Origin of the sequence: Streptomyces sp. NBC_00989, from assembly GCF_045162655.1 — a bacterium.
Classification (GTDB): Bacteria; Actinomycetota; Actinomycetes; order Streptomycetales; family Streptomycetaceae; genus Streptomyces.
Genome location: NZ_CP108728.1, coordinates 2,747,648 through 2,773,787, shown reverse-complemented (window position 1 = coordinate 2,773,787; position 26,140 = coordinate 2,747,648). Strand labels below are relative to the sequence as shown.

The following is a 26,140-nucleotide window of genomic DNA, read 5'->3' as shown; positions in this document are numbered from 1 at the left end:
AAGCTAGAACCCGGGACACCCTGCTCCCAATGAGGGAACCCCCTAGGGGAGTTGGGCAGGGAAAACCCTCGGTCGCCGCACAGTAAACCCGTAGGGTCCTCAGTTCGGACGGCGCCCCGCCGCCAGTCGGACGATATCCACCCGCGAGCGGATCCCCAGCTTGCGGTAGACCCGGGTCAGGGTGGCCTCGACCGTCTTGACGCTGATGAACAGCCGGGCGGCGATCTCCCGGTTGGTGGCGCCCTCCATGACGAGCGCGGCGACCTGACGCTCCATCGAGGCCAGCCCGTCGAGCCCCTCCATGGTCGGCGCGGGCATGGCCACGGGCGTCGGCTCCGGCGGCCGGACCACGGCGGCCTCGTCCACCTGCCGCAGCCAGGGCAGCGCCCGGCAGCGCCTGAACAGCCGGGTCGCCTCGTCGTACGACGTCGGTCCGGGCTGTCCGGTGCGCAGCGACGCCAGCGCGAAGGCCGCGCGGGCCTCCTCCAGGCCGTAACCGAGTTTGGCCAGCCGGTCCTGAACGGACGTCAGTTGCGCTACGGCCGCGTCGTGTTCGCCGCGTGCCGCCCGCACCAGGGCCTCGGCGCGGTCGAGTACGGCGAGGACGCTCTCGCGGCCGAGGCGCAGCGCGCGTTCACGTGTCACGTCGATGACGTCCTGGGCCTCGGTGGTCTCGCCGATCCGGACGAGGGCCTCGGCGAGGTCGCCGTGCCAGCGGCCGCGCGCCGGGTCGGTCACCCCGAGGGCCTGCTCCAGCTCGCGGACCCGGCGCAGCGAGCGGACGGTCCCGTGGGCGTCCCCGGCGACCAACTGGGCGTATCCCAGGGCACCGAGGGCACGGGACAGATACATCTGGTCGCCGTCCTCCTCAGCGTGCTCGACCGCCTCCCGGGCGAGCGCGAGAGCCTCCTCGACGTCACCGCCGGAGGCCTCGGCGAGCGCGGTGAGCATCGCGGACGCCGTCTGGCCGATCCCGGAGTCGCGGGCCAGCCGCAGGCCCTCGCGGGCCAGGTCGAGGGCGCGGCCGCAGTGCCCGGAGCGCAGTTCGGTCTCGGCGAAGCCGCGCAGGAAGTGCACCTCGCTCTCCACCGACCCGCGCCGCCGCACCTCGCGCAGCAGCGCGGTGATGGTGGCGCGGGCCTCGGGCAGCTGATCGCTCATCACCAGCCAGCGGAACCGGGCCGAGCCCGCGCCGTTGTGATGGCACGCCACCCTCGGGTCCTGGGGCTCCTTCAGCGCGCGCTTGATGGTGAGCGGGGCGTCCGGATGGCCCATCAGGGTCTCGGTCTGCGCCTGGAAGGAGAGCGCGAGGAGTTCGGTGCGCCGGTCACCGGCGCGCGCCGCCAGCTCGGCCGAGCGCGCGGTCTCCGCCCGGGCCTCGGCGAAGTCGCCCTCCACGAGCAGGGCGCGCCACGCCAGTTGGTAGCGGACCAGGGCGAGCAGCCGGGGGTCGTCGCCCGCGTCGGCGAGGGCCTGCGGGAAGACGGCGTCGACGTCCGCCATGGAGTGCCCTGCCGTGTCGATCACGATGATCCAGGCCCGCACCCGCTCGGCGGGCACCGAGGTCCGGGTCAGCACCTCACGCGCGATGTCCCGGGCGAGGTCCAGCTCGCCCGCGGTGATCGCGTCCTCCGAGGCCTGCAACCGCCGCTCGTCCGGGCCCGGCACGCTGTCGACCGGGGTGTGCCGGGCGGCCAGCAGTCCCAGCGAGGCGGCGACCGAGGGCGCCCCGCGGTCGCGGGCCAGGGTCGCGGCCTCGGCGAGGCGGGCGGCGACCTCCGGGTCGGTGCCGGTGGTCGCGAGGGCGAGGTGCCGGGCGCGCTCGATGGGGTCGGAGGCCGCGGTCGACAGAGCGGCGTGCGCGGCCCGCCGCTCCTGCGCGGGGGCCTCCGCGTACAGCGCGGCCGAGATCAGCGGGTGCGCGAACCGTACGGCGGGCGCCTCGGGTTCCGTTGCCAGCAGGCCGAGTTCGGCGGCCTGGGCGGTCTCCGCCTCGGCGTTCTCGCGGCCGGCGTTCTGCAGCAGGGACACGGTCGGTCGGGCGCCCGCGCTCGCGACCAGGAGCGTGCGGCGGGCCTCGGCGGGCAGCATGTCGAGCCGGCTCAGCACCAACGCGCGTAGCGAAGTGGGCACCGGCAGCGGCTCGCCCGGTCTCGGCGGGGTGGGATTCTCGGCGAGGGCGCGGCCCAACTCCAGCGCGAACAGCGGGTTTCCGCCGCTCGTGCGGTGGATCTCGCGGACCGTGGAGCGCGGCAGCCCGGTGTAGCCGCGGTGGTCGAGCAGCGCCGACACCTGCGCCCGGGAGAGCGGGCTGAGCCGGAACGCGAGGGTGTCCGGCGGCGACGCGCTCAGATACCGGTCGTACTCCTGGCCCTCGGTGCGCACCGCGAAGACCATCTGCACCTGCGTGTCCCCGAGCCGCCGGGCGGCGAAGCCGAGGAGTTCAGCGCTGGCCGGGTCCAGCCACTGGAGATCATCGGCCACGACGAGGACGGGACCGTCGGTGGCGAGGGCGCGCAGCGCGGACAGGACGGCGAGGCGCAGGGCGAGGCCGTCGCGCTGGAGGGAGGATTCGCCGCGGCCGGTGAGCGCGGATTCGAGTGCCGTGCGCTGGGCGACGGGCAGTCGCTCGGACACCTCGTCCAGGACCAGACCAAGGAGGTCGGCGAGGGCCAGGAAGGGGAGATGGGATTCGGACTCCGTGGCCGAGCAGCGCAACACGGTGCGCGCCGTCTCGCCGTATTCCGCGGCCAACGCCCGCAGGACGGTCGACTTTCCTATTCCGGCGGGGCCGTGGAGCAGCACACTGCCACCCTCGGCGAGCTGGTCACGGGCGGCGTTGAACATCTCCTCCCGGCCGATGACCAGGTCGGGGCGCGTTCTGGCAGGCTCCTTGAAGTCCCGTCGCACGGTCACCGCTCCCCTCGTGTGTCGTGTCCGGGCCAATATTAGGCAATCAGTCCTTGAAATTCGGATGGATGGGGTGGTGAGGGAAATAACAACTGTGCAGCATCGGGAAATTCAAAGCTCCGATGAGTGAATAGATAGGTGTCATGGGAGCTGCCTCAAGGGCCACCGATGGGGGTACCACCGCCTCTCTCACGGCAGCACCCCCGCCCGCCGCGCGGCCACCACGGCCTCCCCGCGGGTGTGCGCCCCGAGCCTTCGCATCGCCGAGCGCAGATACCCCTTCACCGTCTCCGGCCGCAGCCCGAGCCGCTCCGCCGCCACCGCGTTCGTCGCCCCCGCCGCCACACACGCCAGGACGTCCAGCTCCCGGGGCGCCAGCTCCACCTCTCCGGTGGCCGCCTCCGCCGTCAACAGCCCGCAGGCGTCCAGGAGTTCGGCCCGCAGCGCCGGGTCCGGGATGCGCGGGGCCAGCGCCCGCAGCGCCGTGTGCGCCTCCCGCACCTGCTCCCACACCGCGCTCGCCGCCGGGTCGGGGGCCGGTGCCGGACGCGCCGCGCTCAGCAGCTCCCGCACCTCCTCCCGGACCACCAGCGCCTGTTCCACGTCCCGCGCGGCCTCCATCGCCGCGCTCAGCATCCGGTCGCCCAACGGCTGGGCGGTGCGCAGCGCGCCGTAGAGGACACCGCGCACCCGGCGGCGTACGACGACCGGGACCGCGAGGATCGCGCGCAGGCCCTCGGCGGCCACCGGGGCGTCGTACTCGTGGCTGATCTGGCGGGAGGCGGAGTAGTCCAGGACGGCGCACGGGCGGGCCAGGGCGACCGCCTTGCCGCCGAGACCGTTGCCCGAGGTCACCGCGAGGGCGCGCAGCGACGGGGTCAACGTGCCGCTCAGTTCGCTGATGCGCATCTGCTGCCGGCCGCTCTCCACCAGGCCGCCGAAGGCGACCGGCAGCCCCGTACCGCGCCGCAGCCGTGCCAGCGCCGACTGAATCTCCACCATCCCTGCCGCGTCCGTAGCCACCCGCTTGCCCCTTCATTGCGGCCGCCGTGCTGCACACACCCCCGTACGGGGGTAGTGAGACCCACATCACGGATTACACGATGTCAGAGAGCCGCCCGGCAATGGTCCGGTTACTAGGAGGACAGATGACGACGGCAAGCGAGTCGTTCCGTAGTGCGCGCGATTTCCTGTTGGCACATCGCGAGGACTATGCCACGGCCTACGAGGGTTTCTCCTGGCCCCGGCCCGAGCACTTCAACTGGGCGCTGGACTGGTTCGACGTCATCGCCGCCGGGAACGACCGCACCGCGCTGCGCATCGTCGAGGAGGACGGCACCGAGGCCGCCCTGTCCTTCGCCGAGATGTCCGAGCGCTCCAACCGGGTCGCCACCTGGCTGCGCGCCCAGGGCGTCCGCGCCGAGGACCGGATCCTCGTCATGCTCGGCAACCAGACCGAGCTGTGGGAGACGGCGCTGGCCGCGATGAAACTGCGCGCCGTCGTCATCCCCGCCACCCCGCTGCTCGGCCCCGCCGACCTGCGCGACCGCGTCGAACGCGGCCGGGTCCGCCAGGTGATCGTGCGCTCCGGGGACACCGCCAAGTTCGACGAGGTGCCCGGCACGTACACGCGGATCGCGGTCGGCGGCGCGGTCGAGGGCTGGCGGACTTACGAGGACGCGTACACCGCCGCCGCGGAGTTCACGCCGGACGCCGCGACCCTGGCCGACGACCCGCTGATGCTCTACTTCACCTCGGGCACGACCGCCCACCCCAAGCTGGTCGAGCACACCCACACGTCGTACCCGATCGGGCACTTGGCGACGATGTACTGGATCGGTCTCCAGCCCGGTGACGTGCACCTCAACATCTCCTCGCCCGGCTGGGCCAAGCACGCCTGGTCGAACCTCTTCGCGCCCTGGAACGCGGAGGCGACCGTCTTCATCCACAACTACACGCGCTTCGACGCGGCCCGGCTGATGGCCGAGATGGACCGGGCGGGCGTCACCACCTTCTGTGCCCCGCCGACCGTGTGGCGGATGCTCATCCAGGCCGACCTGACCCAGCTGCGCACCCCGCCCCGCGAGGCCCTGGCCGCGGGGGAGCCCTTGAATCCCGAGGTGATCGAGCAGGTGCGGCGCGCCTGGGGCGTCACCATCCGGGACGGCTTCGGGCAGACGGAGACCGCCGTGCAGGTCTCCAACAGCCCCGGCCAGCCGCTGAAGACCGGCTCCATGGGACGGCCGAGCCCCGGCTACCGCGTCGAACTCCTCGACCCGGTCTCGGGTGCGCCGGGCGCGGCCGAGGGCGAGATCGCGCTCGACCTGTCCGACCCGCCGGTCGGCCTGATGACCGGCTACCACGGCGACCCGGACCGTACGGCGGAGGCGATGGCCGGCGGCTACTACCGCACCGGCGACATCGGCGCCCGGGACGCGGACGGCTACATCACCTACGTCGGCCGGTCCGACGACGTCTTCAAGGCCTCCGACTACAAGATCTCCCCGTTCGAGCTGGAGAGCGCGCTGCTGGAGCACGAGGCGGTGGCCGAGGCCGCCGTGGTGCCCGCGCCGGACGAACTGCGGCTCGCCGTACCGAAGGCGTACGTCGTGCTCGCGGCGGGCTGGGAGCCGGGACCCGACACCGCGAAGGTGCTGTTCGAGCACTCGCGTGACGTCCTCGCCCCCTACAAGCGCATCCGGCGGCTGGAGTTCGCCGACCTGCCCAAGACGGTCTCCGGCAAGATCCGCCGGATCGAGCTGCGGGAGGCGACGGCCGCGGGGTCGGCCGCCGAGTACCGCGAGGAGGACTTCCGATGAACTCGCCGACGAAGCCGGTGGATTCGCCGATGAACCCGCCGATGAACTCGTACAGCCATGGAACCAGCGGGACCTCACTCCTCGGCGACACCATCGGCGCCGACCTCGACCGGGCGGTCGCGGCCTGGCCCGACCGCGAGGCCCTCGTCGACGTACCGTCCGGACGACGCTGGACCTACGGCCAATTCGCCGCCGACATCGATCAGTTGGCGTACGCGCTGCTCGCGAGCGGGGTCGCCAAGGGCGACCGGGTGGGGATCTGGGCGGTCAACTGCGCCGAGTGGGTGCTCGTCCAGTACGCCACCGCCCGCATCGGCGCGATCATGGTGAACATCAACCCGGCGTACCGCACCCACGAGGTCGAGTTCGTCCTCAACCAGGCGGGGATCTCGGTCCTGTTCGCCTCGGTCAGCCACAGGAGCAGCGACTACCGGGCGATGGTCGACCAAGTCCGGCCGAAGTGCCCGCAGTTGCGGGAGGTCGTGTACATCGGCGATCCGAGCTGGGAGGCGCTGCTGCGGCGCGGGACGCCTGACCTGTACGAGGAATTCTGGACCCGCAGGATCGAGCTGTCCTGCGACGACCCGATCAACATCCAGTACACCTCGGGTACGACCGGCTTCCCCAAGGGCGCGACTCTCTCCCACCACAACATCCTCAACAACGGTTATTTCGTCGGTGAGTTGATCGCGTACACCGAGCAGGACCGGGTCTGCGTCCCGGTGCCCTTCTACCACTGCTTCGGCATGGTCATGGGCAACCTCGCGGCCACCTCGCACGGGGCGTGCATCGTGATCCCGGCCCCGTCCTTCGACCCGGCGGCGACGCTGAAGGCGGTCCAGCAGGAGCGGTGCACGTCGCTCTACGGCGTACCGACCATGTTCATCGCGGAGTTGAACCTCCCCGACTTCTCTACCTACGACCTCTCCTCACTCCGCACCGGCATCATGGCGGGCTCGCCCTGCCCGGTCGAGGTGATGAAACGGGTGGTCGCCGAGATGCACATGGCGGAGGTCTCCATCTGCTACGGCATGACGGAGACGTCCCCGGTCTCGCTCCAGACGAGGAGGGACGACGACCTGGAACACCGCACCGGCACGGTCGGCCGCGTCCTCCCGCACCTGGAGGTCAAGGTCGTCGACCCGGCGACCGGTGTGACCCAACCCCGGGGCACGGCAGGGGAGTTGTGCACCCGGGGCTACAGCGTGATGCTCGGCTACTGGAACGAGCCCGAGAAGACCGCCGAGGCGATCGACGCGGGGCGCTGGATGCACACGGGTGACCTGGCGATGATGCGCGAGGACGGCTACGTCGAGATCGTCGGCCGCATCAAGGACATGATCATCCGGGGCGGCGAGAACATCTACCCGCGCGAGATCGAGGAGTTCCTCTACACCCACCCGAAGATCGCGGACGTCCAGGTGGTGGGGGTGCCGCATGAGCGCTACGGCGAGGAGGTCCTGGCCTGCGTCATCCCGCGCGACCCGGCGGACCCGCCGACCCTGGAGGAGCTGCGCGGCTTCTGCGAGGGCAGGCTGGCGCACTACAAGATCCCGAGCCTGCTCCAGATCATGGACGCCTTTCCGATGACGGTGTCGGGGAAGGTACGGAAGATCGAACTGCGGGAGCGGGCTGTTCGGGGGCGGTGAGGTGGGGGAGCCCTCAGGCGCGGGTGGGTGTCTGAGGGCTCCGTGGTGGGCCTGGGCGCTGGAGTGTGGAGTGACTCGGACACCTGGTCCGTCGGTGGCGTGTACGGGGCGCTCGGCCGCGGGCGTTGGTGCTCGGCCGAGCTGCTGTGAGGCGGTGCGTCCGACGGCCTGGGATACATCTGGCGGGACAGTCTGCGGTGAGTCCGGCGGGTCCGGCGACTTGCGGAGGCGGCCTGGTGGCAGCGTCACGCAGCCGCACGATGTCGTCGGCGGACGGTCTCCGTGGGCCCGCGTCCTCGTCCCGCGGTCCGGCAGTCACCCCCGCCGCCCGCCGTCGCGAACCGGCCGTGGTCGCCATAACCCGACCCCGACCTGCCCCCTACCCCACCCGCCCAACTAACTCCCCGCCGCGTCGAGTTGATCAGCCAGGTCGTTCACCGGCTGCGGCGTGCCCGTGAGGTCGAGGACGAACAGGGGGACGCGGAGGGCGTCCGCGCGGGCGCGGGCGTCGTCGGCGTAACCGGCGAGGGAGAAGTAGACGCACTCGGTGGACTCCGTCATGGCCGTCAGCCACAGGCACTCCACGTCGCGCAGTGAGGCCGGCCGTACGGTCGGGTCGACCTGCGCCAGGATGCCGCGGGCGGCGAGGCCGATGCCGGACGGGGGCCGCTGGTCGGCACGGCGGATGTCCCGGTAGCCGAGCCAGCGCAGATACAGCGCGGCGGCGGTGACCGCGTCGCGCGCGGTGCGGATCGTGACGGGCTGGAAGGCGGGGCGGCCCTCGGCGTCGGCGCCGGCCTTGGGGGTCCTCCCGGCGGGTTCCGACGTGGGTTCCGCACCCGCGACGGGAATCCGCAGCAGCGTCCCGCACGGGCAGCCCAGCTCCGGGTACGGCCACTCGTCGAGCCGGCCACAGGCCGCGCAGCGGACCGCGATCCAGTCCTCGTCCCACACGCGGTGGGTCACGACCGTCGCCACGCCGCGTTGGTCCAGCGGTGGGGCCACGGGGGCCCCGCACACACAGGGATACGACGGTGCGGCGTAGACGTGCTCTCGTCGGCAGGCGGGACAGCGCACCGGCACGCTCTCGGACATGAGCCCCATAGTCCTCCTGAAAACCCCTGCTTGTCCGTCTCTTGACGGCCTTGGTCACCCCACTTACATTACTTCCAGATAGTAGAAGTTAGATTCCGCAATACGGAAGTTGATGCGGAAGTCAGAAGCTCGCAAGGAGTTTTCACCGCGGGGCGCGCCGGTGATGTGATTCCGACAGCCGAAGCAGGAGTACTCCATGGCTCGTATGACCGCTGCCCGCGCGGCAGTCGAGATCCTCAAGCGCGAGGGCGTCAGCGACGCGTTCGGCGTCCCGGGTGCGGCGATCAACCCCTTCTATGCCGCGCTCAAGGCCTCCGGCGGCATCCACCACACCCTCGCCCGCCATGTCGAGGGCGCCTCGCACATGGCCGAGGGCTACACCCGTACCGGACCGGGCAACATCGGCGTCTGCATCGGCACCTCGGGCCCGGCCGGCACCGACATGATCACCGGCCTCTACTCCGCGATCGGCGACTCGATCCCGATCCTGTGCATCACGGGCCAGGCCCCGACCGCCGTGATCCACAAAGAGGACTTCCAGGCCGTCGACATCGCGTCGATCGCGGGCCCGGTGACGAAGATGGCGGTGACCGTCCTGGAGGCGGCCCAGGTCCCGGGCGTCTTCCAGCAGGCCTTCCACCTGATGCGCTCCGGCCGCCCCGGCCCGGTCCTCATCGACCTGCCGATCGACGTGCAACTCACGGAGATCGAGTTCGACCCGGAGACGTACGAACCGCTGTCGGTCTACAAGCCGACCGCGACCCGCGCCCAGATCGAGAAGGCGCTCGGGATGCTGAACGCCGCCGAGCGCCCGCTGATCGTCGCGGGCGGCGGTGTCATCAACGCCGACGCGGCCGAACTCCTCGTCGAGTTCGCCGAGTTGACCGGAATCCCGGTCGTCCCGACCCTGATGGGCTGGGGCGTCCTGCCCGACGACCACGAACTGAACGCGGGCATGGTCGGCCTCCAGACCTCGCACCGCTACGGCAACGCGACCTTCCTGGAGTCCGACTTCGTCCTCGGCATCGGGAACCGCTGGGCCAACCGTCACACCGGCAAGCTGGACGTCTACACGGCCGGCCGGACGTTCGTCCACGTCGACATCGAGCCCACCCAGATCGGCAGGATCTTCGCCCCCGACTACGGCATCGCGTCCGACGCGAAGGCGGCGCTGGAGCTGTTCGTGGCGGTGGCAAGGGAGTTGAAGGCGGAGGGCGCCCTCCCCGACCGCTCGGCGTGGGCGGCCGCGGCACAGGAACGGAAGTCGACTCTCCAGCGCCGTACGCACTTCGACGACATCCCGATCAAACCGCAGCGCGTCTACGAGGAGATGAACAAGGCCTTCGGCCCGGAGACCCGTTACGTCTCCACGATCGGCCTCTCCCAGATCGCCGGCGCCCAGATGCTGCACGTCTACCGCCCGCGCCACTGGATCAACTGCGGCCAGGCGGGCCCCCTCGGCTGGACGATCCCGGCCGCGCTGGGCGTCGCGAAGGCCGACCCCGAGGCGTCCGTGGTCGCCCTCTCCGGCGACTACGACTTCCAGTTCATGATCGAGGAACTCGCGGTCGGCGCACAGCACCGGATTCCGTACGTCCATGTCCTCGTGAACAACGCCTACTTGGGCCTCATCCGCCAGGCCCAGCTCGGCCTGGACATCAACTTCCAGGTCAACCTGGAATTTGAGAACATCAACTCTCCCGAGCTGGGCGTCTACGGCGTCGACCACGTCAAGGTCGTCGAGGGCCTCGGCTGCAAGGCCATCCGCGTCACCGACCCCGCCGAACTGGGCACGGCCTTCGAACAGGCCAAGAAGCTGGCGGCGGAGTTCAGGGTCCCGGTCGTCGTGGAAGCGATCCTGGAACGCGTCACCAACATCGCGATGAGCAAGACGAACGACATCAGCGCGGTGGTGGAGTTCGAGGAGATCGCGACCGAGCCGGGTCATGCACCGACGTCGATCAGGACGTTGAAGGTCTGAGAAGCGGGGAGAGGTCAGCAGGGGGTGGCTCATCCAGGAGGATGGGCCACCCCCTGCTTTTGGGAGGCGCGAAGCGCCAACCAAAGGGGCGCGGGGCTGTGTCGATGTGCGGCTCCGCCGCGTGGGCGCGACCAGCCACGACGACCCGCACTTCGCAGCCGACAGAACCCGGCAGGACCTATCCGGCCCCGCAAGTCAACCCACCCCCGGACCCCCCACCCCATGACTGCGGCAACCCCTCCGCAGCGGCCCCACCCCGACCAGCCAACCCCGCCGCCTCCGCGAAACGCGGCACAAGCGAGACCAACGCCTTGTCCCCGTACAGGGCGACCGCCAGCAGAACATCACCCGACGACACCCCCTCCCGCCCTACAGGCAAAGGGAGTTGAACCCGCAGGGACTTCAACAGCACGCGCGCGGCACGGGTACGACCAGGCGGAACCCTGCGCAGCAACGCCGCCGCCACAAGATCCCCACGCAACTCCCCGAGCGCCTCACCCACACCCCGCCGGTCAATCAACTCCCGCATACCCGCCGGCCGGTACAGCGCGGAGTGCACAGCCTTCGTGAGACGTGGAAGCGCCCCCGCCCCCGCAGCCACCCCCGAGGTCCGCATCGTGCCGGGCCGCCCTGCCCGCACCTCACCCCGCAGATGCAAGGCAACCACCGCCACGGTCACGGCCGCACGAGAACCGCCCCGCAGCAACGCGACCTCGTGAGGCTGGAGCCGGATCGTCGGAGCACCGCTCATGACACCCCCTGATACGAGGCCCGCCGCCCCCGTGCCGGCGGGCCTCGTGCGACGAATGTGCCCGTGTTCAGGGGTGGTTGAAGCCTCGCGAGAGGGGTTCAGAGGTTTATTTGAGGTTCACTGATCGTGGTGCTCGGCGTGGTGTTCCGACAGCCCCGGCCAGTCCTCCGGCCCACCGCCCTGCCACTCGATCAGATCGCTCTCCTCGACCTCGATCCGGTCCAGGTCGGCCAGACGCAGGATCTCGACGACATCGTCCAGGTGGGACGCGACACCGAGCGTCTCGGCGCCGGCGGTGACCCGGCGGGAGCCGTCCAGCGCCGGGGGGTGCACCACGATCTGCGGATGTTCCGGTGGGTGTGCCATGCCTACAGGCTGCTGCGCCTACGGCGGATCCGCACCCGGAAACGCCGAAGAGCGCCGGATACGGGACCGTCCGTATCCGGCGCTCGTCGTGGTGGCCGTCCGACGGCGCGAGGCTGGGCGCGACAGGACGTTCGCGCCGTCGGACGGAGTCTGTGGCCTCAACGGAGAGACCTTCGGGGAGCCCCTCCACAGAGGCCTTCGGCTGGGACCGCGGCGGTCGCGACGGGACCGGGGTCCCCTTCCCTCAGGTCGAGAAGGAGGCCTCGGAACCTTCACCACCGCACTGGCTCGCACACCGCCGCGGTCCTGGCCCTGCCCGCGCCGTGCCGGTGACCACCCCTCATCCGGGTCGTCCGGCACACACGGGCCGTCTGTTGGTTCCTCTGGTTCCGCGGTCCCCGGTTCAGTCCTCGCGCAGGGCGTGGACCGCCTCCTCCACGCGCCGGCCGTACTCCGGGTCGGCGGCGTGGAAGTGCGCGAGGTTCCGCTCGATCACGTCGTCGCGGGAGACCTGCGCGAGCCCTCCGGCGATGTTGGCGACGAGACGGGACCGCTCCTCGGGCGACATCAGACGGTACAACTCGCCCGCCTGGAAGAAGTCGTCGTCCTTGGTGTGCCGCGGAGCCTCGTGCGTGCCCGTGTAGCCGGTGACCGCCACGGGGGCCGACAGGGCGCGGCCGGTCTCGGTCGGGCCGTCGTAGGAGTTCGGCTCGTAGTTCTTCGCCGCGCGGCCCTGGGAGGTGGCGTTGGACGCCATGAGGCCGTCCCGGCCGTAGTTCTGCGCGGTCGTCGCCTTCGGGGCGTTCACCGCGAGCAGGGTGTGGTTGACGCCCAGGCGGTAGCGGTGCGCGTCCGCGTAGGCGAACAGGCGGCCCTGGAGCATCTTGTCGGGCGAGGGGCCGATGCCCGGCACGAAGTTGTTCGGGGAGAACGCGGCCTGCTCGACCTCCGCGAACACGTTGTCCGGGTTGCGGTCCAACACCAGGCGGCCGACTCGCTGAAGCGGGTAGTCGCCGTGCGGCCAGACCTTCGTGAGGTCGAACGGGTTGAAGCGGTACTCCGCCGCGTCGGCCGCCGGCATGACCTGGACGTGCAGCGTCCAGGACGGGTTCACACCCCGCTCGATGGCCTGAAGCAGGTCCGTCTGATGGGAGTTGGGGTTCTTGCCCGCGATCTCCGCAGCCTGCTCACCGCTCAGACTGCGCACGCCCTGGTTGGTCTTGAAGTGGTACTTGACGAAGAAGGCCTCGCCCTCCGCGTTCGTCCACTGATAGGTGTGCGAGCCGTAGCCGTTCATGTGGCGGTACGACGCCGGGATGCCGCGGTCGCCCATCAGCCAGGTCACCTGGTGCGTGGCCTCGGGGCTGTGCGCCCAGAAGTCCCATACGTTGTCCGGCTCTTGACGGCCCGTGAAGGGGTCGCGCTTCTGCGAGTGGATGAAGTCCGGGAACTTGACGGGGTCCTTGATGAAGAACACCGGGGTGTTGTTTCCGACGAGGTCGTAATTGCCCTGCTCCGTATAGAACTTGACCGCGAAGCCGCGCGGGTCGCGCACCGCGTCCGCGCCGCCGAGCGAGTCGGCGACCGTGGAGAAGCGCAGGAACACCTCGGTGCGCTTGCCCACCGTGTTCAGGAAGTCGGCGTGCGTGAAGCCGGTGACGTCGTCGGTGACCTCGAAGTAGCCGTAGGCGCCGGAGCCGCGGGCGTGCACCACGCGCTCCGGGATGCGCTCGCGGTTGAACCGGGCGAGCTTCTCCAGCAGATGCTGGTCCTGGAGGAGGAGCGGGCCGCCGATGCCGGCGGAGGCGGAGTTCTGGTTGTCGGCGACCGGGGCGCCGGACTCGGTCGTGAGCACGCGCTTCGACATGGAGAGCATTCCTCGACATTTTGTTGAACTGGTGGGCATGGTTCCGGGCGGCGCCAACGCCTGGGCGCGACAGGACAGTTGTCAGCGACGGCGCCGCCCGGAGTCTGTGGGGGTGCTAGAGCTGCGCGCCCGACAGGCGTTCCACGGAACGCAGCAGCGCCGAGTGGTCGAGGCCGCCGTCGCCCTGGGCGCGCAGCGACGCGACCAGCTGGGCCACCACGGCACCCACGGGCAGCGCGGCGCCCACGTTGCGGGCCGCGTCCGTGACGATGCCCATGTCCTTGTGGTGCAGGTCGATCCGGAAGCCCGGCTTGAAGTCGCGGTTGAGGAAGTTGTCCTTCTTCCGCGTCAGCACGGTGGAGCCGGCGAGCCCGCCGTTGAGCACGTCGAGGGCGGCCGCCAGGTCCACGCCCGACTTCTCCAGGAAGACCACGGCCTCGGCGCACGCCTGGATGTTCACGGCGACGATCAGCTGGTTGGCGGCCTTCACGGTCTGACCCGAGCCGTGCGGACCGCACAGCACGATCGTCCTGCCGAGCGCGTCGAAGATCGGCTCGGCCTCCTCGAAGTCGGACTGTCCGCCGCCGACCATGATGGACAGCACGGCCTCGATCGCGCCGGCCTCACCGCCGGACACGGGAGCGTCCAGAACCCGAACTCCCTTGTCCGCGGCCGCCTTTGCCAGGTCGACCGAGGTCTGCGGGGTGATCGACGACATGTCGATCAGCAGGGCGCCGGAGCGCGCGTTCTCCAGGATGCCGTCCGGGCCGTAGGCGATGGCCTCGACCTGGGGGGACGCGGGGACCATCGTGATCACCACGTCGGCGTCCCGCACGGCCTCGGCGATGGAGCCGGCCGCGGTGCCGCCGGCGGCGGTCAGGCGGTCCAGCTTGTCCTGTTCCAGGGTGAATCCGGTGACGTCGTAACCCGCCTTGATCAGGTTCTCGGACATGGGGGAGCCCATGATGCCGAGGCCTATCCAGGCGACCTTGGGGAGCTTGCTCATGCGGGTGCCTCTCTAACTGCTCTGCTGCGTCGGGGAGTTCAGCGCGCTTCGCGCGGGAGCCAGTCGAAGGCCCCGGCGCTCGGACGGTTGCCCGGCTTGTACTCCAGGCCCACCCAGCCGTCGTAACCGGCCTTCCTCAACTGGTCGAGGAGGTCTTCCAGTGGGAGCGTGCCGGTGCCGGGGGCGCCGCGGCCCGGGTTGTCCGCGATCTGCACATGGCCGGTCTTCGCGGCGAACTGCTCGATCACCGACGGGAGTTCCTCGCCGTTCATGGACAGGTGGTAGAGGTCCATGAGGAAGCGCGCGTTGCCGAGGCCGGACGCGGCGTTGACCTTGTCGACCACGTCCACGGCGGCGGGGGCGCTGACGAGCGGGTACAGCGGCGACTCGGGCTTGTTCAGGGCCTCGATCAGCAGGACCGCGCCGATCCGGTCGGCGGCGCGGGCCGCGAGGACCAGGTTCTCCAGCGCGAGCGCGTCCTGCTCGGCCGGGTCTACGCCGGCGACGCGGTTGCCGTAGAGCGCGTTGAGGGCCGTGGCGCCGAGCGAGTGGGCGAAGCCGGCGGCCACGTCGATGTTCGCGCGGAACCTCTCCGACTCCTCGCCGGGGATCGACAGGGCGCCGCGGTCCGGGCCCGGGAGCTGTCCGGCGTAGAAGTTCAGGCCGGTGAGCTGGACGTCCGCGTCCTCCAACGCCCGCTTGAGCGCGTCCAGTTGGGACTGCTCGGGGGTGGGGGAGTCGACCCAGGGCCACCACAGCTCGACCGCGCCGAAGCCGGCCGCGGCGGCGGCCGCGGGGCGCTCCAGGAGCGGGAGTTCGGTGAAGAGGATCGACAGGTTGACGTTGAAGCGCTGGTCTGCGAATCCCATCGGGGTCGCGCTCCCTTCCGTGTCAGGCGCCGTCTTGCTATTCCGTATCGCGGAATATGGTTTCTGCTTAATGGAAGATTGCCGCCGTGTGTCGGAGCTTGTCAAGAGGCTCCGGCGGAAAACGGCACCGCGCGTTAGGTTGTGCCCGTGCGATTGCGAGTGGAGTTCACGACAGAGCCCTTCGACCTCGACGAGGCGCCGGCGCATGCGCTGGTGGCCCGGGAGGTCATCGAGGCTGCGGAGCTGGACGCCGTGGACGTCGGGCCGTTCGGCAACACGGTCGAGGGCGGTACCGACGCGGTGCTCACCGCCGTCGACGCGCTGCTGCGCAGGACCCTGGAGGCCGGCGCCACCCGGGTCTCGCTCCAGCTCAACGTGATCGGCGAGGGTGAGCGGTGACCGGCATCGGGGACGAGCCGTTCATCACGGCCGTGAAGCCGCTGGTCGACGCCATGGGCGGCGAGATGCTCCCGCCCGACGAGGCCGGCCCCGACGACGTCGTGCTCGCCTGGGAGGGCGCCGACGTGGTCGCCGTGCGCCTGCCGCAGCTCGCGGACTCGCTGGACCACATCCTGGCCGCCATGGAACGCAAGAAGGGCAAGCCCCTCGCCGACCTCGACCGCAAGGCCAAGCAGGAGGTCGTACGGATACTGGAGGCGCGCGGCGCCTTCTCGGTACGGCACGGGGTGGAGACCGTGGCGAGTGCCCTCGGGGTCAGCCGGTTCACCGTGTACAACTACCTGAACCGCGAGCGGGACGCCTGAGCGGGCTTCGCGCGTCGGGGTGCGTGTTCTGGGCGGGTGTGAGGTGAATGGGGCGGGGTGCTGGTCCCCGTGGCGTGTTCGCCCGCCGGTGCTGTCCAGCGTGTTCCGGCTGCCCGGCTTTGTTACCCGGAATTTTCAACAAAGTGTTGACGTGGTGTTTCGCAGGGCGTTAGCTACTGGGCAGCCCGTTCAGTACAAGGCCGCGGAGGCTGCCGTGACTTCGACTTCCACGCCGCCGGGGCTCGTCCGGTTCAACGTCCTGGAGGAGCACGCGGCGTTCGCCGCACTCCTGGAGGCGTGTGCCTCCACGGCGTGGGCGCGGCGGCTGCTCGCCGCCCGTCCGTACGCCGGCCCCGAGGATCTGTACGCCGCGAGCGACTCCGCGATGGCGGAGCTGACCGCCGACGACCTGGCCGAGGCGATGGCCGGCCACCCGCCGATCGGCCGCCCCAAGCCCGGCGACCCCGCCTCCGCCCGCGAACAGCGCGGCATGGCGGGCGCCTCCGAGGACCTCAGGGCGGAGATGCTCGACCTCAACCTGTCGTACCAGGAGAAGTTCGGTCATGTCTTCCTGATCTGCGCCACCGGCCGGACCGGCGAGCAGATGCGCGACGCGGTCAAGGAACGGATCGGCAACTCGCCGGAGCGGGAACGCGAGATCGTCCGCACCGAGTTGGGCAAGATCAACCGCATCCGGCTCGCCCGCGTCGTCGAAGAGGAAGCCCGAGCATGAGCACCAGCACCACCGCCTCGGTGTCCACACACGTCCTGGACACGAGCGTCGGCCGCCCCGCCGAGGGCGTCGCCGTCCAACTCGCCGCCCGCAGCGGCCCGTTGGGGGAGTGGCAGCCGCTCGGAGGTTCCGCCACCGACGCGGACGGACGGTGCAAGGACCTGCCGGCGCTGCCGGCGGGCACCACACACGTACGGCTCGACTTCGCCGTGGAGCCGTATTTCGAGAAGAAGCAAGCCGATGCGCAGCAGGACGCCCCCGCGAATCGGGACAGCGGTGCGACCGGAGTGTTCTTTCCGGAGGTGGCGATCACCTTCGCCGTGAAGCCCGGCGAGCACTACCACGTACCGCTGCTGCTCAACCCGTTCGGCTACTCCGTATACCGAGGGAGCTAGCAGATGCCCACGATCCTGGGACAGAACCAGTACGGCAAGGCCGAGAACCGAGTCGTCAAGATCACGCGGGACGGCGCCACCCATCACATCAAGGACCTCAACGTGTCCGTGTCGCTGAGCGGCGACATGGACGAGGTCCACTACTCCGGCTCGAACGCCAACGTGCTGCCGACCGACACCACCAAGAACACGGTGTACGCGTTCGCCAAGGAGCACGGCATCGAGTCCGCCGAGCAGTTCGGCATCCACCTCGCCCGGCACTTCGTGACCAGCCAGGAGCCGATCAAGACCGCGCGCATCCGCATCGAGGAGTACTCCTGGGAGCGGATCGACACCTCCGACGCCAACTCCCAGTTCATCGGCGCCGACGAGGTCAAGCACTCCTTCGTCCGCAAGGGCCAGGAGACCCGCGTCACCCAGATCACCTACGACGGGGGGAACTGGGAGGTCATATCCGGCCTCAAGGACCTCGTCGTGATGAACTCGACCAACTCCGAGTTCTGGGGCTACGTCAAGGACAAGTACACGACCCTCCCCGAGGCCTACGACCGCATCCTGGCCACCCAGGTCTCCGCCCGCTGGCGCTTCAACTGGTCCGACGACGAGCAGAAGATGCCGAGTTGGGAGAAGTCCTACGAGCAGGTCAGGAAGCACATGCTCCAGGCCTTCGCCGAGACGTACTCACTGTCGCTCCAGCAGACCCTGTACCAGATGGGTTCGCGGATCATCGACAACCGCAGCGAGATAGACGAGGTCCGCTTCTCCCTCCCCAACAAGCACCATTTCCTCGTGGACCTGGAGCCGTTCGGGCTGAAGAACGACAACGAGGTGTACTTCGCCGCCGACCGGCCCTACGGCCTGATCGAGGCGACGGTCCTGCGGGACGGCTGCGAGCCGAAGATCCCGGTGGATCTCACCAACCTCTGAGCAACTCCTTCTGGACCGGCGCCCTTTCGGCGTTCACCTGCGGCACCCGTGGCCCGCCCGTCCCGTGCGGGCCGCGGTACTCAAATCCCCGGGTCCTGCCGTGCCCATTCCATAGAGCGAATAGGACGAACCATGGCAGCAACTCAGCGCATCGTCATCGAGAACTGTTCGATCGCGACGGTCGACGCCCACGACACCGAGTACGCGAACGGGTACGTCGTCGTCGCCGGCAACCGCATCGAGTCGCTCGGCGCGGGCAGCGCGCCCGAGGGCCTGGGGAACGTCGTACGCCGCATCGACGCGTCGGGCCACCTCGTGACCCCCGGTCTGGTCAACACCCACCACCACTTCTACCAGTGGATCACCCGGGGTCTGGCCACCGACCACAACCTGTTCAACTGGCTCGTCGCGCTGTACCCGACCTGGGCGCGCATCGACGAGCAGATGGTCCGCGCCGCCGCGCAGGGCTCCCTCGCGATGCTGGCCCGCGGCGGTGTGACCACGGCGCTGGACCACCACTACGTCTTTCCCAAGGGCTCCGGCGACCTCTCCGGCGCCATCATCGGCGCCGCCCGCGAGATGGGTGTCCGCTTCACGCTGGCCCGCGGCTCCATGGACCGCAGCGAGAAGGACGGCGGCCTGCCCCCGGACTTCGCCGTCGAGACCCTGGAGGGTGCCCTCGCCGCGACCGAGGCGACGGTACGGGAGCACCACGACGCCTCCTTCGACGCGATGACCCAGGTGGCCGTCGCCCCCTGCTCGCCGTTCTCCGTCTCCACCGAACTCATGCGTGAAGGCGCCGAGTTGGGCCGTCGTCTCGGCGTACGGCTGCACACGCACGGCTCGGAGACGGTCGAGGAGGAGCAGTTCTGCAAGGAGCTGTTCGGCATGGGCCCCACCGACTACTTCGAGTCCACCGGCTGGCTCGGCGAGGACGTGTGGATGGCGCACTGCGTCCACATGAACGACTCCGACATCGCGGCCTTCGCCCGGACGAAGACCGGTGTCGCCCACTGCCCCTCGTCCAACGCCCGGCTCGCGGCCGGTATCGCCCGCGTCCCCGACATGCTCGCCGCCGGCGTCCCGGTCGGCCTCGGCGTCGACGGCACCGCCTCGAACGAGTCCGGTGAACTCCACACCGAACTGCGCAACGCCCTCCTCATCAACCGCCTCGGCGCCCACCGCGAAGCGGCCCTCAACGCCCGCCAGGCGCTGCGCCTCGGAACCTACGGCGGCGCCCAAGTCCTGGGCCGCGCAAGCGAGATCGGCTCCCTGGAGCCGGGCAAGCTGGCCGACCTGGTGCTGTGGAAGCTGGACACCCTCGCGCACGCCTCGATCGCCGACCCGGTGACCGCGCTGGTCTTCGGCGCGGCGGCCCCGGTCACCGCGTCGTTCGTGAACGGCCGTCAGATCGTCGAGGACAACCGGCTGTTGCACGTCGACGAGGACGCGATCGCCCGCTCCACGCGGGAAGAGGCCCGGCGCCTGGCGCGGATCGCCGCGCAGGGCTGAGCCGGCAGAGGCGACCACGGCGGGCGTGAATCGCCTTGCCGGGTCGACCAGTTGAAGAGCTCCGGTTGAGGGGGACGGCCCTCGACCGGTGGCCGTGGCCGGGGCGTGCATGGATCATGCGCGCCCCGGAACGGCCTTACCCACCCCTTTTGCTGGGTTCCGTCCCGGTCCCGCACGACCGCGCACCACCTCCTGAAACCCACGTCAGAGCCGACGTGTTACCCGCCCGGAGGAGCCGCAGTGACCACCCGACCCGAGGCCCGAGCCGTAGCCGAGCCCGTCGTCCATCCCGTCGACGAGAAACTCCCCGCACTCAAGATGGCCACCACGGGCCTCCAGCACGTGGCCGCCATGTACGCGGGAGTCGTCGCCCCGCCGCTGATCGTCGGCGCTGCCGTCGGCCTCTCCGGCACCGAACTCACCTTCCTGACCGGCGCCTGCCTCTTCACCGCGGGCCTCGCGACCTTCCTTCAGACCCTCGGCATCTGGAAGATCGGCGCCCGGCTGCCCTTCGTCAACGGCGTCACCTTCGCCGGGGTCGCCCCGATGACCGCGATCGTCGCCTCCACCAAGGACAAGTCCGACGCGCTGCCCGTCATCTTCGGCGCGGTGATCGTCGCCGGCCTCCTCGGCTTCCTCGCCGCCCCCTTCTTCAGCAAGGCGGTGCGCTTCTTCCCGCCGGTCGTCACCGGCACCGTCATCACGCTGATAGGTGTGTCCCTGCTGCCCGTCGCCTTCGGCTGGGCGCAGGGACCCGACCCCTCGGCGCACGACTACGGTTCGCGGACCTACCTCGGCCTGGCGGCGGCGACACTCGTCATCGTCCTGGCACTCCGCCGCTTCACCCGCGGCTTCGTCAAGCAGATCGCCGTGCTGCTCGGCCTGTTGATCGGCACGCTCCTCGCGATCCCCTTCGGCGGGGCGGACTTCAGCCCCGTCGCGGACGCGGACGTGATCGGCTTCCCGAGCCCCTTCCACTTCGGCGCACCGCAGTTCCAGCTCGCCGCGATCATCTCGATGTGCGTGGTGATGGTGGTCTCGATGACCGAATCCACCGCGGACATGCTGGCGTTGGGTGAGATCGTCGAACGCCCCGCGGACGAACGGACCATCGCCGCCGGCCTGCGCGCCGACACCCTCGGCTCCGCCCTCAGCCCGCTCTTCAACGGCTTCATGTGCAGCGCCTTCGCCCAGAACATCGGCCTGGTCGCCATGACCCGCATCCGCAGCCGGTACGTGGTCGCGACCGGCGGCGGCTTCCTGGTGCTGATGGGCCTGTGCCCGATGGCGGCGTCGCTGATCGCCGTCGTACCGCGCCCGGTGCTGGGCGGAGCGGGCGTCGTCCTGTTCGGCTCGGTCGCCGCGAGCGGCATCCAGACCCTCGTCAAGGCGGGCCTGGAACAGGACACCAACATCCTGATCGTGGCGGTCTCGCTGGCCGTCGGGATCATTCCGATCACGGCGCCGGACTTCTACCACGCCTTCCCGCAGACCGTCCGGATCGTCCTCGACTCCGGCATCTCCACGGGCTGCGTGGCCGCGGTGGCGCTGAACCTGGTCTTCCACCACCTCGGCCGGGCCCGCGCACAGGCCGGGGGTACGACCGGAGCCGTACCCCTCGCCCGTCAGCCGATCTCGTAACTGTCCCCGTACACCCGCCACTTGAGCGGCGTGTCCAGGTCGAGGTTGCCCTGCTTCAGGAACACCCGCTGGGCCGTCTCGACCCGGGTCACGTCGCTGTGCGCCTCCTCCTGCTTCATCGCCCGGACACGGGCGTCGAGGAAGGCGTCGAGATACGTCGTCTCGTCGCCGCCCTCGGTGGGAGTGGCCGCGTGCTTGCGGGCCCGGGCGCGGATGCCGCCGAAGCAGAGGGGGTCGGTGCCCGGGCCGTGCATCACCATCGCGTCGTAGTAGGCGAACTGCCCGAGCGTGCCCACCCCGTCCTTCTTGGCGCGCGCCACGGCCGGGTCGAAGTAGCCGCGGTCCCGCTCGTCGCGCTGCGCCTTGCGGAACGCGGTGGACGTCCGCGCGGCCTTCCGCCACGCCGCCGGGAAGCCCGGGGCCAGCCCCGCGTGCGAGTCGGTGCCGTCCACGGCGCGCAGTGCGGGCAGATAGCCGGCGAGCACATTGCCCGGCGCCCGCTCCGTGTACAGCTCGACGAGGGACAGCATGTCGCTGGTCCCGGAGCAGAAGCCGATGATCCCGCCGGTGTAGCCGCGGCCGTCGCCGATGTCCTCGATGTACGCGTACTGCGCCTCCCAGTCCAGGGAGGAGTTCTCCGCGCTCGACACCAGCCGCATCGCGATGTCCTTCTTCGCGGGCGCGTCGAGCCCCGCCCCACCCGACGTCGCGGCGTCCGCGGACGGCCACTGGCTCGCGATCGCCGCCGTTCCGAAGGCTGCGAGCAGGGTGCGGCGGGTGGCTTTTCTTCGGAAGAACGGCACGTCATCTCCAAGGCGGGCGCGATACACGACAACTCTGAAAGGCAGCTGAGACTCGCGCGTCAACTTGGGAGAGCCGTGGGGTGGGGTTGGCAGGGCACTGTGAATTCCCGGGCCACGCCATGAGGTTGGCGAACAGCTCGGCCGCGATTCACGGCAAGGCGTACCCGCGGTCAGCCGCGCCGGACCGACTGGCAGGGCATGGCCGCCGGTAGCCGTCCCGTGAAGTACGACCGGGGCGGGACACCCATCAGGGCGCGGAAGTCGGACGTCATGTGGGACTGGTCGTAGTAGCCGGTGACGGCGGCGAGCTGGGCCCAGGAGATCTCGGCCGCGTGCGCCAGTACGGCGCGGACACGGTTGATACGGGCGTAGTGCTTGGGGGAGAGACCGACCCCCTCGGCGAACAGGTTGCGCAACTGCCGTTCGCTGACGGCGAGTTCACGGGCCACGTCGGGCACCGGGCCCGGTAGGTGACCGGTACGGATCGACATCGCGTCGACGCCGGCCCGGACGAGTTCGGTGCGCGAGGAGTCCGCGACGGCGGTGAGCCGAGCGGGGAGCACCTCCGCGAGCCGCTCCACCGTCCTTTCGGGATCGGCATCCAACCAGCGCAGTTCGTCGGCGAGTTGGCGGGCCTTCCGGCCGGGCAGGTCACCCAGGATCACGGCCCGGCCGACGAGATCGACCGCCGGAACGCCCAGCAGCGGCACCGTGGTACCCGGCGCCAGCCGCACCTCCACACAGGACACCAGCGGCTTGCCCGCGTGGTACGTGGCGCGGACGCGCGGCCCGACGACAAGGACGCTGCGCAGGCCGTTCCCCTCGACCCGCACGACCACCTTCGTGTCGGCGTCCGGGAGATGCACGAACGGCTCCTTCGGCACGGAGTCGAGCCGCAGGGCGCCGACGCGCGCGATCCAGGGGCGCAGTTCGTCGGGCACGGGCACGGCCCACTGCGACAGGGTGTTCGTCACCCCTCCACGGTAAGCGCGCCACCGGTCCGGACACGGCCCCCGAACGTGCCGGAATCTCCTAGAACCGAGCCCGCCTCCCCGCCCACTGTGGTGAGCATGATCCTCGTTACGGGTGCCACGGGCACCACCGGCAGTGAAGTCGTACGACAGCTCGCGGCGCGCGGCGAGAAGGTGCGCGCCCTGACCCGGGACCCCGCGAAGGCCCAGTTCCCGGAGGGAGTCGAGGCGGCGCGGGGCCACCACGCGGACCGGGCCTCGGTGGAGGCGGCGCTGACCGGCGTCGAAGTCGCCTTCCTGGTGGGGGTGTTCGGGCCGGACGATGCCGAGCACGACCGGGGTCTCGTCGAGGTGGCGCGGGCGGCGGGCGTACGCCGCATCGTGAAACTCTCCGGGATCGGCGCCGGCGACCCGGCCGTCGGACCGGTCGGCACCTGGCACGTACCCGGTGAACAGGCCGTGCGGGACAGCGGGTTGGAGTGGACGATCCTGCGCCCCTCCGCCTTCGCCTCGAACACGCTCGGCTGGGCGGCGTCCGTGCGGGCGGGCAGCCCGGTACCGAACACGAGCGGCACCGGCGGCCAAGGGGTGATCGATCCGCGCGATGTGTCCGAGGTGGCGGTGGCCGCGCTGCTCGACCCGGGCCACTCGGGGCGGACGTACACCCTCACCGGCCCCGAGGTGCTCGGCGTTCCGGACCAGGCCGCCGTCCTCGCAGGGGTACTCGGGCGCCCGGTCGAGGTGCGCGACCTGTCCTCGGCCGAGGCGCGCGAGTATCTGCTCGGGCTGGGCTTCAGCGACACGTTCATCGACTCCTCCGAGATCAGCAGGAAGTTCGTCCGGGAGGGCGGCAACGAGGTCGTCACCGATGAGGTGCGGGAGGTCCTGGGCCGGCCGGCGCGGACCTACCGGGAGTGGGTCCTGGACCACCGGGCGGCGTTCGGGGAGGGGTGATCCGGGCGGAGGTGAAGGGCGGAGCGCGCGGCCGGCCCGAGCGAGGGGGAGGGTCGGCGGCGTGCGGCGTGAGCGGAAGCGCGGGCGTGGGGCGGGGAGTTCGGCGCGTTTGTGCGGGGCGGCCAGAGGCGCGGGCGCCAGCGGAGGCGATGGCGCGCACGGCCGTGGGGATGTCAGCCCCGCTTCCGCTCCCTCCCCGCTCGCAGCACCGCCGCCGCCAGCACCAGGGCCGCCACCGCGATCAACGCCCCCGTCCGGAAGGCGAGTTGGTACCCCTCCGCAGTCGCCGGTATCAACTCCGCGCCCCGGGTGAGCAGTCCGTCGGTCCGTTCCGCCGCCAGGGTCGACAGGACCGCAAGGCCCAGCGAACCGCCCACCACCTGCGTGGTGTTGAAGAGCCCGGAGGCCAGTCCCGCGTCCTCCTCCCGTGCTCCCGACATGGCGAGCCCGGTCAGCGCGGGCATCGCGGCGGCGAACCCGGCGGCGAGCAGGAGCAGCGGCGGGAGGACGTCCGTGAGGTAGGAGCCGTCGGCGGGGGCGCGGCCGAGCAGGGCCATCCCGGCGATGATGAGGACGAGTCCGGCGAGCAGTACCCGGTAGGCGCCGAAGCGGCCGATGGTCCGTGCCGACAGGCCGAGCATCAGGACGCCGATTGCGACCGGCGCCGGCAGGAAGGCCGTACCGGTGAGCAACTCGCTGTAGCCGAGTACCCGTTGGACGTACAGCGCGCCGATGAACTGGAAGCCGAACATCGTGCCGATCATCAGGATCTGGACGGCGTTCGCCCCGGTCAGGAGCCGGGAGCGGAACAGGCGGAGGCGGAGCAGGGGGCGTGCGGCCCGGGCCTGGCGGACGGTGAACGCGAGGAAGAGGGTCAGGGCGAGGGCCGCCAGCAGGAGAGTGGCGGTGAGGGGGCGGTCGCCGGTGCCGATGATGACGTAGACCGTGAGCATCAGTGCGCCGGTGACCAGCGCGGAGCCGGGGTAGTCGGCGCCTCTGCCGAGTCCGGCGCCCTGCTCCGGGGTGAGGACGCGGGCGGCCGCGAGCCAGGCCACGATGCCGATCGGGAGGTTGATCAGGAAGATCCAGTGCCAGTTCAGGGCCTGGGTCAGCGCCCCGCCGAGGAAGGTGCCGAGTGCCCCGCCGCCGGCGCCGACCGCGCTGAACACCGCGATGGCGCGGGCCTGTTCACGGGGTTCGGGGAACAGCGCGACCAGCATGCCGAGGACCACCGCCGAGGCCATCGCCCCGCCGACGCCCTGCACCGCCCGGGCCGCGATCAGCATGCCCTGGCTCGTCGCGACCCCGCACAGCACGGAGGCCGCGGTGAACACGGCGAGCCCCGCCGTGAACATCCGCTTGCGGCCCACGAGATCGCCCAACCGGCCGACGAGCAGGAGCAGTCCGCCGAACGGGATCAGATAGGCGTTGACGACCCAGGCGAGCCCCGGCCCCGAGAAACCGAGGTCGCTCTGGATCGCGGGCATGGCGACCGTGACGATGTTGCCGTCCAGGATCGTCATCAACGTCCCCGCGCACAGGACGACCAGGGACGCCCAGCGGGAGTACGTTCGGGACGACGGGTGTGTCCGTGGTGTCTTCGACCCGGACTCGATGAGTGCCGTCATGGCGGCCTGACCTCCGTGGATATCCATAGGAACCATAGGTGCACGACTTGTAACGGAGTACATCGTCAGGAACCATGGAGGTCGACGTAAGGAGGCACTTCAATGTCCCAAGGGAACACCGGTGTTACCGTCCAGGTCGTGAACGCGCACGCCTGTCCGGTCCGTGAAGTTCTTGACAGGGTCTCCGGCAAATGGAGCGTGCAGATCCTGGTCGCGGCCGCCCACGGACCCATCCGCTTCACCGAGTTGGAGCGCAGCATCGAGGGCATCAGCCGCCGCATGCTGACCCTCACCCTGCGCAACCTGGAGCGCGACGGACTCGTCACCCGCACCGTCCACCCGACAGTGCCGCCGAAGGTCGAGTACGAACTCACCCCGGTGGCCCGGGAGTTGCACGAGACCCTGCTACGGCTGACGGACTGGGCGGAGCGCAACCGTGTCTACATCGCGGAGTCCCGTGCGGCCTACGACACCGAGCGCCTGCCGGAGTAGTACCGGC

The 26,140-nt window shown here is 70.5% G+C and carries 22 protein-coding genes; 12 read left to right on the top strand and 10 right to left on the bottom strand.

Annotated elements, in window-relative coordinates; genetic code table 11:
* Positions 1-99: 99 nt before the first annotated feature.
* The gene (locus OG714_RS11990) at positions 100-2,916 is read right to left on the bottom strand and encodes an ATP-binding protein (protein WP_406120341.1); all 2,817 of its coding nucleotides are present in this window, start codon (positions 2,914-2,916) and stop codon (positions 100-102) included.
* Between the two features lie 183 nt (positions 2,917-3,099).
* Positions 3,100-3,912 carry a response regulator transcription factor gene (locus OG714_RS11985; RefSeq protein WP_406120339.1) on the bottom strand — a complete coding sequence of 271 codons (813 nt, stop codon included), beginning with the start codon at positions 3,910-3,912 and terminating at the stop codon, positions 3,100-3,102.
* 146 nt (positions 3,913-4,058) lie between these two features.
* Between OG714_RS11985 and OG714_RS11980 the strand changes: the two genes are divergently transcribed.
* Entirely contained in the window at positions 4,059-5,729 is a 1,671-nt protein-coding gene (locus OG714_RS11980) for an AMP-binding protein (RefSeq protein WP_406120337.1), read from the top strand.
* A 41-nt stretch (positions 5,730-5,770) separates the two neighbouring features.
* Complete coding sequence (locus OG714_RS11975; protein ID WP_406131793.1) at positions 5,771-7,378, top strand: AMP-binding protein; 1,608 nt, start codon at positions 5,771-5,773, stop codon at positions 7,376-7,378.
* A gap of 396 nt (positions 7,379-7,774) precedes the next feature.
* Here the strand turns inward: OG714_RS11975 and OG714_RS11970 are convergent, their stop codons facing one another.
* Entirely contained in the window at positions 7,775-8,482 is a 708-nt protein-coding gene (locus OG714_RS11970; RefSeq protein ID WP_406120335.1) for a hypothetical protein, read from the bottom strand.
* Between the two features lie 187 nt (positions 8,483-8,669).
* Between OG714_RS11970 and gcl the strand changes: the two genes are divergently transcribed.
* Positions 8,670-10,454: a glyoxylate carboligase gene (gene gcl, locus OG714_RS11965; protein WP_406120333.1), complete on the top strand. Its 1,785-nt coding sequence runs from the start codon at positions 8,670-8,672 to the stop codon at positions 10,452-10,454.
* Positions 10,455-11,322: 868 nt separating this feature from the next.
* On the opposite strand, the gene OG714_RS11960 is transcribed toward gcl, so the two are convergent.
* From OG714_RS11960 to OG714_RS11945, 4 genes are all read right to left on the bottom strand, one after another.
* Positions 11,323-11,571, bottom strand: coding sequence for a hypothetical protein (locus OG714_RS11960; RefSeq protein WP_406120331.1), 249 nt, complete (start codon positions 11,569-11,571; stop codon positions 11,323-11,325).
* A gap of 403 nt (positions 11,572-11,974) precedes the next feature.
* Positions 11,975-13,438 (bottom strand): catalase, encoded by a 1,464-nt coding sequence (locus tag OG714_RS11955; RefSeq protein ID WP_406120329.1) that lies wholly within the window; start codon positions 13,436-13,438, stop codon positions 11,975-11,977.
* A gap of 115 nt (positions 13,439-13,553) precedes the next feature.
* Positions 13,554-14,444, bottom strand: a complete 891-nt coding sequence (locus OG714_RS11950; protein WP_406120327.1) for a 2-hydroxy-3-oxopropionate reductase — start codon at positions 14,442-14,444, stop codon at positions 13,554-13,556.
* A gap of 38 nt (positions 14,445-14,482) precedes the next feature.
* Positions 14,483-15,313, bottom strand: a complete 831-nt coding sequence (locus OG714_RS11945) for a TIM barrel protein (protein ID WP_406120325.1) — start codon at positions 15,311-15,313, stop codon at positions 14,483-14,485.
* A gap of 147 nt (positions 15,314-15,460) precedes the next feature.
* Between OG714_RS11945 and OG714_RS11940 the strand changes: the two genes are divergently transcribed.
* From OG714_RS11940 to OG714_RS11910, 7 genes are all read left to right on the top strand, one after another.
* On the top strand, positions 15,461-15,712 hold the full coding sequence (locus tag OG714_RS11940; protein ID WP_406120323.1) for a thiamine-binding protein: 252 nt from the start codon (positions 15,461-15,463) through the stop codon (positions 15,710-15,712).
* Complete coding sequence (locus OG714_RS11935) at positions 15,709-16,077, top strand: helix-turn-helix domain-containing protein (RefSeq protein ID WP_406120321.1); 369 nt, start codon at positions 15,709-15,711, stop codon at positions 16,075-16,077. Before OG714_RS11940 ends, OG714_RS11935 begins: the two co-directional genes overlap by 4 nt.
* Positions 16,078-16,291: 214 nt before the next feature.
* Entirely contained in the window at positions 16,292-16,810 is a 519-nt protein-coding gene (gene uraD, locus OG714_RS11930; protein WP_406120319.1) for a 2-oxo-4-hydroxy-4-carboxy-5-ureidoimidazoline decarboxylase, read from the top strand.
* Positions 16,807-17,205 carry a hydroxyisourate hydrolase gene (gene uraH, locus OG714_RS11925; RefSeq protein ID WP_406120317.1) on the top strand — a complete coding sequence of 133 codons (399 nt, stop codon included), beginning with the start codon at positions 16,807-16,809 and terminating at the stop codon, positions 17,203-17,205. Before uraD ends, uraH begins: the two co-directional genes overlap by 4 nt.
* Positions 17,206-17,208: 3 nt before the next feature.
* On the top strand, positions 17,209-18,132 hold the full coding sequence (pucL, locus tag OG714_RS11920; protein ID WP_406120315.1) for a factor-independent urate hydroxylase: 924 nt from the start codon (positions 17,209-17,211) through the stop codon (positions 18,130-18,132).
* Positions 18,133-18,264: 132 nt separating this feature from the next.
* Positions 18,265-19,644, top strand: coding sequence for an 8-oxoguanine deaminase (locus OG714_RS11915; protein ID WP_406120313.1), 1,380 nt, complete (start codon positions 18,265-18,267; stop codon positions 19,642-19,644).
* A 318-nt stretch (positions 19,645-19,962) separates the two neighbouring features.
* Complete coding sequence (locus tag OG714_RS11910) at positions 19,963-21,285, top strand: nucleobase:cation symporter-2 family protein (RefSeq protein WP_406131792.1); 1,323 nt, start codon at positions 19,963-19,965, stop codon at positions 21,283-21,285.
* Here OG714_RS11910 and OG714_RS11905 read toward each other — a convergent pair.
* Entirely contained in the window at positions 21,270-22,088 is an 819-nt protein-coding gene (locus tag OG714_RS11905) for a chitosanase (protein WP_406120311.1), read from the bottom strand. The genes OG714_RS11910 and OG714_RS11905 overlap by 16 nt on opposite strands.
* A gap of 170 nt (positions 22,089-22,258) precedes the next feature.
* Positions 22,259-23,062 carry a helix-turn-helix domain-containing protein gene (locus tag OG714_RS11900; protein WP_406120309.1) on the bottom strand — a complete coding sequence of 268 codons (804 nt, stop codon included), beginning with the start codon at positions 23,060-23,062 and terminating at the stop codon, positions 22,259-22,261.
* 87 nt (positions 23,063-23,149) lie between these two features.
* Here OG714_RS11900 and OG714_RS11895 point away from each other — a divergent pair, with 87 nt between their 5' ends.
* Positions 23,150-24,013 carry an NAD(P)H-binding protein gene (locus tag OG714_RS11895; RefSeq protein WP_406120307.1) on the top strand — a complete coding sequence of 288 codons (864 nt, stop codon included), beginning with the start codon at positions 23,150-23,152 and terminating at the stop codon, positions 24,011-24,013.
* A 173-nt stretch (positions 24,014-24,186) separates the two neighbouring features.
* On the opposite strand, the gene OG714_RS11890 is transcribed toward OG714_RS11895, so the two are convergent.
* Complete coding sequence (locus OG714_RS11890; protein WP_406120305.1) at positions 24,187-25,641, bottom strand: MFS transporter; 1,455 nt, start codon at positions 25,639-25,641, stop codon at positions 24,187-24,189.
* 102 nt (positions 25,642-25,743) lie between these two features.
* Between OG714_RS11890 and OG714_RS11885 the strand changes: the two genes are divergently transcribed.
* Entirely contained in the window at positions 25,744-26,133 is a 390-nt protein-coding gene (locus OG714_RS11885) for a winged helix-turn-helix transcriptional regulator (protein ID WP_406120304.1), read from the top strand.
* Positions 26,134-26,140 lie beyond the last annotated feature (7 nt).